Origin of the sequence: Citrobacter sp. MNAZ 1397, assembly GCF_023613995.1 — a bacterium.
Taxonomy (GTDB): domain Bacteria; phylum Pseudomonadota; class Gammaproteobacteria; order Enterobacterales; family Enterobacteriaceae; genus Phytobacter; species Phytobacter ursingii.
The window spans coordinates 126,346-135,333 of record NZ_JAKIVH010000006.1 but is presented as its reverse complement, the minus strand read 5'-3'; the positions used below and the strand labels follow the sequence as shown (position 1 = coordinate 135,333).

At 49.1% G+C, this 8,988-nt stretch carries 9 protein-coding genes and 1 rRNA gene; 6 read left to right on the top strand and 4 right to left on the bottom strand.

What is annotated here, in order from left to right:
• Positions 1-104, top strand: a 5S ribosomal RNA gene (rrf, locus tag L2097_RS22995); the annotation flags it as partial.
• 100 nt (positions 105-204) lie between these two features.
• On the opposite strand, the gene mobB is transcribed toward rrf, so the two are convergent.
• The gene (gene mobB, locus L2097_RS22990; protein ID WP_250353745.1) at positions 205-708 is read right to left on the bottom strand and encodes a molybdopterin-guanine dinucleotide biosynthesis protein MobB; all 504 of its coding nucleotides are present in this window, start codon (positions 706-708) and stop codon (positions 205-207) included.
• Entirely contained in the window at positions 705-1,289 is a 585-nt protein-coding gene (gene mobA / locus L2097_RS22985; protein WP_250353744.1) for a molybdenum cofactor guanylyltransferase MobA, read from the bottom strand. Before mobA ends, mobB begins: the two co-directional genes overlap by 4 nt.
• Before the next feature lie 69 nt (positions 1,290-1,358).
• Between mobA and L2097_RS22980 the strand changes: the two genes are divergently transcribed.
• From L2097_RS22980 to dsbA, 3 genes are all read left to right on the top strand, one after another.
• Positions 1,359-1,628, top strand: a complete 270-nt coding sequence (locus L2097_RS22980; protein WP_047372432.1) for a YihD family protein — start codon at positions 1,359-1,361, stop codon at positions 1,626-1,628.
• Between the two features lie 76 nt (positions 1,629-1,704).
• Positions 1,705-2,691 carry a serine/threonine protein kinase gene (locus L2097_RS22975; RefSeq protein ID WP_250353743.1) on the top strand — a complete coding sequence of 329 codons (987 nt, stop codon included), beginning with the start codon at positions 1,705-1,707 and terminating at the stop codon, positions 2,689-2,691.
• Between the two features lie 29 nt (positions 2,692-2,720).
• A complete protein-coding gene (gene dsbA / locus L2097_RS22970; RefSeq protein ID WP_047372430.1) occupies positions 2,721-3,344 on the top strand; it encodes a thiol:disulfide interchange protein DsbA in 624 nt (207 codons plus the stop codon).
• Between the two features lie 15 nt (positions 3,345-3,359).
• Here dsbA and yihG read toward each other — a convergent pair whose 3' ends face one another.
• On the bottom strand, positions 3,360-4,268 hold the full coding sequence (yihG, locus tag L2097_RS22965; protein ID WP_250353742.1) for a 1-acylglycerol-3-phosphate O-acyltransferase, YihG family: 909 nt from the start codon (positions 4,266-4,268) through the stop codon (positions 3,360-3,362).
• A gap of 424 nt (positions 4,269-4,692) precedes the next feature.
• Here yihG and polA point away from each other — a divergent pair, with 424 nt between their 5' ends.
• Both polA and spfP read left to right on the top strand, forming a co-directional pair.
• A complete protein-coding gene (gene polA / locus L2097_RS22960; protein ID WP_250353741.1) occupies positions 4,693-7,479 on the top strand; it encodes a DNA polymerase I in 2,787 nt (928 codons plus the stop codon).
• A gap of 165 nt (positions 7,480-7,644) precedes the next feature.
• A complete protein-coding gene (spfP, locus tag L2097_RS25930) occupies positions 7,645-7,692 on the top strand; it encodes a small protein SpfP (protein WP_071892919.1) in 48 nt (15 codons plus the stop codon).
• Between the two features lie 214 nt (positions 7,693-7,906).
• On the opposite strand, the gene yihA is transcribed toward spfP, so the two are convergent.
• A complete protein-coding gene (gene yihA / locus L2097_RS22955) occupies positions 7,907-8,539 on the bottom strand; it encodes a ribosome biogenesis GTP-binding protein YihA/YsxC (protein WP_047372428.1) in 633 nt (210 codons plus the stop codon).
• Positions 8,540-8,988 lie beyond the last annotated feature (449 nt).

The following is an 8,988-nucleotide window of genomic DNA, read 5'->3' as shown; positions in this document are numbered from 1 at the left end:
AGCGCGGTGGTCCCACCTGACCCCATGCCGAACTCAGAAGTGAAACGCCGTAGCGCCGATGGTAGTGTGGGGTCTCCCCATGTGAGAGTAGGGAACTGCCAGGCATCAAACAAGTGAAGAGGCCATCCGAAAGGATGGCCTTTTTGCGTTTCTGTGTTTTCATTCATCGCCCAGCCCTTTGCTTTTGGAAGTTTGCAATCTCCCTTATCGCCCTAACCAGCGCATAATAAATGCCGTGATTTGCGGTATATCATTGATATCTAAAAGCGGGACATCCACGGTCAGCGGAACATCGCTGGCGATTGCGATGACATGTTTATCGATAGTAAGTTCTTCTTCGCTGTGTCCACAGTCCTGACGAAACAGTAAGATCTTAGCGACGACTTCGTGCTTAAAGCCCTCAACAAGTACCATATCCAGCCTGGAAGCATCCATTCTGCTCATCAAATACGCTAAATTCAGCTCGGGCTCATCCGGCGTTTCTGTCATCAAGGCCCAGCGTTGCGAACTGGCTACGATAGTTTGCGCTGCACCGGCTTTACGTAACTCATAACTGTCCTTCCCGGGCTTATCAATATCCATATTATGATGAGTGTGCTTGATTAGACCCGGGCGGATCCCCTGCTCGCATAATGCAGGAATCAGCTTTTTAAGTAGCGTCGTCTTTCCGGTACCACTCCATGCGGCAATAGCCAGTGCGGGTATCATGCTTTCTCCTGCCAGTGCGCCAGATCTTCCGGTGTATTCACGTTCACAAAGCTTTCCTTTTTATCGCTAAAATCGACGGAATGCCCACCGACTTCCCGCATAAACAACATGACCCGACGTTCTCCCCGGCTCAGGTAATCTTGCAGTAGTGGTGCATTGGCTCGGTTTACCAGGGCTATGGTTGGATGATCTCGTTCGCCATCATGCACCCACACCGGATTGGTGTTCTGACATTCTGCACTCAATCTCTCGACCAAATCGTCCGGAATATAAGGTGTATCGCAAGGAGAAAACAGAAACCACTCACTCTCGCACTGTTGCATAACAGACAGCATGCCTGCCAGTGGCCCCGGAAAATCAGCTAATTGATCTTCGATGACGAGTAGACCGCTTGCCCGGTAGCATTCCATATTACGGTTTGCACTAATCACAATGCGCTCAACCTGGGGTGCCATCGCGTGCGCGACGTATTCCCACAGTGGCTTACCTTTTAGCGACAGTAATCCTTTGTCCTGACCTCCCATTCTGGAGGCTTTACCGCCTGCGAGTATCGCACCCGTTACCACGTCCTTTTTAATCAACCTTATCGCCTCTTTTATTGTGGATTTGACCCTGATAACGTGTCTGTACCAAGAGTAAGGAGCACCACTATGAAATGTAAACGTCTGAATGAACTTATTGAACTCCTCCAGCCTGCGTGGCAGAAAGAACCTGAATTAAACCTGATACAATTTTTGCAGAAACTGGCGAATGAATCAGGTTATGAAGGCGAGCTTACCGATTTAAGCGACGACATTCTGATTTATCACCTGAAAATGCGTGACTCAGATAAAGATGCGGTTATTCCGGGTATTAAGAAAGATTATGAGGAAGATTTTAAAACTGCTTTGCTCCGCGCCCGTGGCGTAATTAAAGAGTAAAAGCTTGTAAGGGAAGCCACCGAAAGCGCAGTGAAATGATATCCTCAATCATTCGGCTTTATTTGCGGATAATGGGATGAACCATAACGCTTTTACTTTCCAGACTCTCCATCCTGACACCATCATGGATGCGCTGTTTGAGCGGGGAATCCGGGTCGACTCCGGTCTTACACCTTTAAACAGCTATGAGAACCGTGTTTACCAGTTTCAGGACGAAGACCGTCGCCGTTACGTGGTGAAGTTCTACCGTCCTGAACGCTGGTCCGCAGAGCAAATCCAGGAAGAACATCAATTTGCGCTGGATCTCCTGAGCGATGACGTTCCTGTTGCCGCGCCGCTCGCTTTCGACAACCAAACCTTGCTGACCCATCAAGGGTTTTATTATGCGGTCTTCCCAAGTGTAGGTGGACGCCAGTTCGAAGCGGATAACCTGGATCAAATGGAATGGGTTGGCCGCTATCTTGGGCGCCTGCATCAAACAGGCCGTAAGGCGTTGTTCGCACATCGTCCGGATATAGGGGTGAAGGAGTATCTACTTGAGCCTCGCCAGGTTTTTGAAGATTCTGTGCTTATCCCAGCCTCGTTGAAAGAGAGTTTCCTGCGTGCTGCCGATCAACTTATCGAAGCCGTCATGGGGCAGTGGCATAATCGCTTCACCAATCTGCGCTTACACGGAGATTGTCATGCCGGGAATATTCTCTGGCGCGATGGTCCGTTGTTTGTGGATCTGGATGACGCCCGCAATGGCCCTGCGATTCAGGATCTCTGGATGTTGTTGCATGGCGATAAAGCCGAGCAGCGCATGCAGCTTGAGATGATTATCGAAGCCTACGAAGAATTCTGCGAATTTGATACGGCAGAACTGAGCCTTATTGAACCGCTTCGTGCTATGCGCCTGGTTTACTACCTGGCGTGGATTATCCGTCGCTGGGATGACCCCGCTTTCCCCAAAAATTTCCCGTGGTTAACCGGGGAAGATTACTGGCGCGATCAGACAACGACTTTTCTTGGGCAGGTAAAGGCGTTGCAAGAACCGCCTCTACAATTAATGCCGATTTATTAATGTGTGACACATCCTGGAGAGATTTAATCATGAAGAAAATTTGGCTGGCGCTGGCAGGAATGATTCTGGCTTTTAGTGCTTCGGCAGCACAATTTACCGATGGTAAACAGTACACTACGCTCGACAAACCCGTTGCTGGTGAACCACAAGTTCTGGAATTTTTCTCATTCTATTGCCCGCACTGTTACGACTTTGAACATGTATGGCATGTTGCGGATGCTGTAAAACAGAAGTTGCCGGAAGGCACTAAAATGACGAAATACCATGTTGAGTTCCTTGGCCCGTTGGGTAAAGAGATGACTCAGGCATGGGCTGTCGCAATGGCTCTGGGCGTAGAAGATAAAATCACTGCACCGATGTTTGAGGCTGTACAGAAAACGCAAACCGTTCAGTCTGTTGCTGATATCCGCGATGTCTTCATCAAAGCCGGCGTCAAAGGTGAGGAGTACGATGCAGCGTGGAACAGCTTTGTCGTTAAATCACTGGTTGCCCAACAAGAGAAAGCCGCTGCCGATCTGCAGTTACAAGGTGTTCCGGCCATGTATGTTAACGGCAAATATCAGCTGAATATGCAAGGTATGGATACCAGCAGCATGGATATTTTCGTGCAGCAATACGCTGACACTGTTCGATATCTTGTTGAGAAGAAGTAATAACGTTAACGCCGGTCATTGACCGGCGTTGTTATATTCACGTTTGATGGCGTCAATTTGCTGGTCTTTCTTGCTCCATAGCGCATTTAGCCATTGCTGAAAACCGCGCTTAAAGTTCTTATCATTAACGTAGTCGCCATGCAGGTCATCGTTAACGGGCAATAAATTTACGCGAACGACAATGCGCGTTAACTTCCCGCTTAACATATCGAAAAAGGGTTTTTTGTCGTTTTCAGGATAGCAGAGCGTTACATCAAGCAATTTATCGAATTGCTTTCCCAGTACGCCCAGGGCCATCGCTATCCCTGCTGCTTTAGGGGGAAGCAGGTTATTGAATGCCGACCGTGTCTCGATACGTTTTTCATCGGTGAAGCGTGAACCCTCAACGAAATTCACAATGGTTGTCGGATGGAGACGAAACTTCTCGCAAGAACGGCGCGTGGTCTCTACATCTTTACCGCGACGCTCAGGATGACGTATCAGATAACCCCGCGAATAGCGGCGCATAAACGGCATATCCAGCGCCCAGCAAGCCAGGCCAATAAAAGGGACCCAGGCCAATTGTTGCTTAAGAAAGTATTTATTCATCGGGATATGTTTGCGGAAAAGCACGCACAGCACCACGATATCAGCCCAACTGTGGTGGTTACAGATTAGCAAGTACCAGTTCTTTTTATTGAGTCCCTCAAGGCCTTGAATATCCCACTGGAGATGAGGGTTAAGCTGCAGCAGCCAGGCCAGCCCTTCACACCAGCAATACATCATTAAATTACAAAATGCAGAGATAGCGCGCCACAGTACCGGAATCGGCAGTAATAGCTTAATGATACCGGCGATAATGATCGGTACAGAGCAGAAGATAGTCACCAGGATGGTGAGTATGACACTCAATACCAGAGTGCACACAACGAGCAGTCTCGACATAATTATATTATTCAAAAGGTTAATCAAAGCATGGGCATCACAGAGCATGCAAGGTGCTGATCTTACCAGAAAACACCTGGCATGATGGGGTAAAGGTTAGTCTTAGCGTGCGGTCGTTATACGTTGTGCTAAATCAAATTACATTTTCTTATATCCACATGGAGCAAATAGTCACCAAAAAGCAATAATGATCACTTATCTTTTTTTAATTATTTGAAAATAAAGGAAACTTACTTTTCTGCGATCGAGGAAAATGCACAATAATCCAGTCCTTGAGAAATAATGCACAAACTTATCCACAGGATGATGGGGTATTTGATCGTCCAGATCGTGAAATCTTTTTCGGCAAATGCGGTGAAAAACTGATGTTTTCGCCCGTCTGTGGCATCCTTTAGCCATAAATTAATAAACAGGCACGGACATTATGGTTCAGATCCCAGAAAACCCACTTATCCTTGTTGACGGTTCCTCTTATCTCTATCGCGCATACCATGCGTTTCCCCCGTTGACCAACAGTGCAGGCGATCCTACTGGCGCTATGTATGGCGTCCTCAATATGCTGCGGAGTTTGATCCTGCAGTATCAGCCGACACATGCCGCAGTGGTGTTTGATGCGAAGGGCAAAACGTTCCGTGACGAACTGTTTGAGCACTATAAATCCCACCGTCCGCCAATGCCGGACGATCTGCGCGCGCAGATCGAGCCGCTGCATGAAATGGTTAAAGCGATGGGGTTACCGCTACTGGCTGTTTCGGGCGTAGAGGCTGATGATGTGATAGGCACTCTGGCGCGTGAAGCCGAAAAAGCAGGGCGTCCGGTCTTGATCAGTACAGGCGATAAAGACATGGCTCAGCTAGTGACGCCAGGAATTACGCTTATCAACACCATGACCAATACTGTCCTGGGGCCAGAAGAGGTCGTCACTAAATACGGCGTGCCGCCGGAGTTGATCATCGATTTCCTCGCCTTAATGGGCGACTCTTCGGACAACATCCCCGGTGTTCCTGGTGTGGGCGAAAAAACCGCTCAGGCGTTGTTACAAGGGCTTGGTGGCCTGGATACGCTGTACGCCGAACCGGAAAAGATTGCCGAACTCTCATTCCGTGGCGCCAAAAATATGGCGGCGAAGCTGGAGCAGAATAAAGAGGTGGCTTACCTCTCTTACCAGCTGGCGACCATTAAAACCGATGTTGAGCTGGAGTTGACCTGTGAACAACTGGAAGTTCAACAACCCGCTGCGGATGCGCTACTCGACCTGTTTAAAAAGTATGAATTTAAACGCTGGATTACGGATCTGGAGGGCGGTAAATGGCTCCAGGCAAAAGGCGCAAAACCGGCCGCTAAGCCGCAAGAAACGGTTGTCGTTGAAGCTGAGGCCGACGTGCCTGCAGCCATACTGTCATTTGATAACTACGTCACTATCCTTGATGAGGACGTGTTAAACGAGTGGATTGCGAAACTCAAAAAAGCGGCGGTGTTTGCTTTCGATACCGAAACGGACAGCCTGGATAACATCAGCGCTAATCTGGTGGGACTTTCGTTTGCGATCGAACCTGGCGTAGCCGCTTATGTCCCGGTAGCGCATGACTACCTGGATGCGCCAGCGCAGATTTCGCGTGATCGGGCACTCGAATTACTGAAAGACCTGCTTGAAGATGAGAAGGCCCTGAAAGTTGGCCAGAACCTCAAATATGACCGTGGCATTTTGCAGAATTACGGTATTGAGCTGCGCGGTATTGCCTTTGACACCATGCTGGAATCCTACACGCTGGATAGTGTCGCTGGCCGTCACGATATGGACAGCTTGTCTGATCGCTGGTTAAAGCATAAAACCATTACATTTGAAGAAATTGCGGGTAAAGGCAAAAACCAGCTGACGTTTAACCAGATCGATCTTGAGCAGGCAGGGCGCTATGCCGCAGAAGATGCGGACGTTACGCTGCAACTGCACCTTAAGATGTGGCCGGAACTGCAAAAGAATGCAGGTCCGTTAAATATCTTCCAGAACATTGAGATACCGCTGGTGCCGGTGCTTTCACGCGTAGAGCGTAACGGCGTTAATATCGATCCTGCGGTACTGCACAAACATTCTGAGGAAATTACCCTGCGTCTGGCGGAGTTAGAGAAAAAGGCCCATGAAATCGCAGGTGAACCTTTTAACCTTTCCTCGACCAAACAACTGCAGACAATTCTCTTTGAGAAACAGGGCATCAAACCGCTTAAGAAGACGCCTGGCGGCGCACCGTCAACGTCGGAGGAAGTGCTGGAAGAGCTGTCCCTGGATTACCCACTGCCGAAAGTCATTCTTGAGCACCGTGGCCTGGCGAAACTGAAGTCGACTTACACCGATAAGCTGCCGCTGATGATTAATCCAAAGACCGGACGCGTACACACGTCCTATCACCAGGCGGTCACGGCGACCGGGCGTTTGTCTTCCACCGATCCGAACTTACAAAACATTCCGGTGCGTAATGAGGAAGGCCGACGTATTCGTCAGGCGTTTATCGCTCCAAAAGACTACGTCATTGTTTCCGCTGACTACTCGCAAATTGAATTGCGTATTATGGCGCATCTGTCACGGGATAAAGGTCTGCTTTCTGCCTTTGCCGAAGGGAAGGATATCCATCGGGCAACGGCAGCCGAAGTGTTTGGCTTACCGCTGGAAAGGGTGTCGAACGAGCAGCGACGCAGCGCGAAAGCCATTAATTTCGGTTTGATTTATGGCATGAGCGCGTTTGGCCTCTCTCGCCAGCTCAACATTCCGCGTAAAGAGTCGCAGAAGTACATGGACCTCTATTTCGAGCGCTACCCGGGCGTCCTGGAATATATGGAGAATACCCGCGCCCAGGCGAAAGAAAAAGGCTATGTCGAAACCCTGGAAGGGCGTCGTCTCTATCTTCCGGACATCAAATCCAGCAACGCGGCGCGTCGTGCCGGTGCGGAACGTGCGGCTATCAACGCGCCGATGCAGGGTACGGCAGCAGACATTATCAAACGCGCAATGATTGCGGTTGATGCGTGGCTGCAAACGGAGAAACCGCGCGTGAAAATGATCATGCAGGTACACGATGAACTGGTGTTCGAAGTGTATAAAGATGATGTGGATGCGGTATCGCAAAAGATCCACGAGCTGATGGAAAGCAGTACCAAACTGGATGTGCCGCTGCTGGTGGAAGTCGGTAGCGGGCAAAACTGGGATCAAGCGCACTAAGTACTGGTCACATAAGCTTCTTTTTATGTAAGTAAGCAACATAACCAGTACATTTTGTGACGATCATTCATATTCCCTATGTAAAGATTGAAAATAAACTACAAAAAATGCTTTGTCCGTGACCAAAAAGGGAGTAGAGTTAAAGACGTAGGGTACAGAGGTAAGATGTTCTATCTTTCAGACCTTTTACTTCACGTAATCGGATTTGGCTGAATATTTAGCCGCCCCAGTCAGAAATGACTGGGGCGTTTTTTATTGTACTCGTCATACTTCAAGCTGCATGTGCGTTGGCTTTCCTCGCTCACCCCAGTCACTTACTGGAGTAAGCTCCTGAGGATTCGCTGCGTCGCCGCCTTCCTGCAACTCGAATTATTTAGAGTAGTAGCGAAAAAAGCGCGGGCGAATGCCGCGCTATATCAGGAAGGGATCAGGCTTCTGCGTCTTCTTCGACAACCGGTGGAAGGTCGTTGAACCAGCTGTCGAGCTTCTGGCGAAGTTTATCCACACCCTGTTTTTTCAATGACGAAAATGCTTCAACCTGCACGTCGCCATTAAAGGCAATCACTGCTTCGCGCACCATATTAAGCTGCGCCTTACGTGCGCCGCTGGCCAGCTTATCCGCCTTCGTCAGCAGCACCAGCACCTGAATATTGCTCTCCACTGCCCACTCGATCATTTGCTGATCAAGATCTTTCAGGGGATGGCGAATATCCATCAGTATTACCAGACCTTGCAGACACTGACGTTTTTCCAGGTATTCACCGAGCGCGCGCTGCCATTTGCGCTTCATCTCTTCTGGCACTTCGGCGTAACCGTAACCCGGTAAGTCCACCAGGCGTTTGCCTTCGGCCACTTCGAAGAGGTTAATCAGCTGCGTACGTCCGGGCGTTTTGGATGTGCGAGCCAGGCTTTTCTGATTTGTCAGGGTATTAAGCGCGCTGGATTTCCCGGCGTTGGAGCGGCCAGCAAAAGCCACTTCGATACCGGTATCGGCGGGTAAGTGGCGAATATCAGGCGCACTGGTGACAAAATGCGTCTGTTGGTAGTTCCAGTTAGTCAAATTGGTCGTCTCCGTAATCTCGGCATGGGGGGATTATACCTGAACCCACGTAAAAGACTGTTTTTCTCGTTAACGGTGATCCGCCAGAAATATCCTTTTTATCTGTAGGATATTTGCCATAAAGCTTATGCGAATTTTCAGAGAAGTTGCAGGGTCATGAAAATGTAAATCAATGAAAAAAAAGGTTTTGTTATTAGAGAATTTTCTGAATTTGTATTTTTGGGGCGCTTTGTTGCTTGTGCGTTTCAATTAAGCAGGTAAAGTATTTACAAAGGCGAGGAAGCCTGGGGGATGAAGACTTACGGATTGAGGGGTCAGGAGCGCCAGGAGGCGAAGACCAGGAAACTGCCAGGATGGCAGTCTTAAAAGGAATAATGGACCATAACACGGAACGTGACATGCTAAGGGAAAAACAGGGTGTGTTGTAAGCAAACAGGGAACGTAGTACC

Bases quoted from the DNA above. Each gene is read 5' to 3' on its own strand.
- mobB (WP_250353745.1), bottom strand. From the start codon at position 708: ATGATACCCGCACTGGCTATTGCCGCATGGAGTGGTACCGGAAAGACG.
- L2097_RS22980 (WP_047372432.1), top strand. From the start codon at position 1,359: ATGAAATGTAAACGTCTGAATGAACTTATTGAACTCCTCCAGCCTGCG.
- L2097_RS22975 (WP_250353743.1), top strand. From the start codon at position 1,705: ATGAACCATAACGCTTTTACTTTCCAGACTCTCCATCCTGACACCATC.
- dsbA (WP_047372430.1), top strand. From the start codon at position 2,721: ATGAAGAAAATTTGGCTGGCGCTGGCAGGAATGATTCTGGCTTTTAGT.
- yihG (WP_250353742.1), bottom strand. From the start codon at position 4,268: ATGTCGAGACTGCTCGTTGTGTGCACTCTGGTATTGAGTGTCATACTC.
- polA (WP_250353741.1), top strand. From the start codon at position 4,693: ATGGTTCAGATCCCAGAAAACCCACTTATCCTTGTTGACGGTTCCTCT.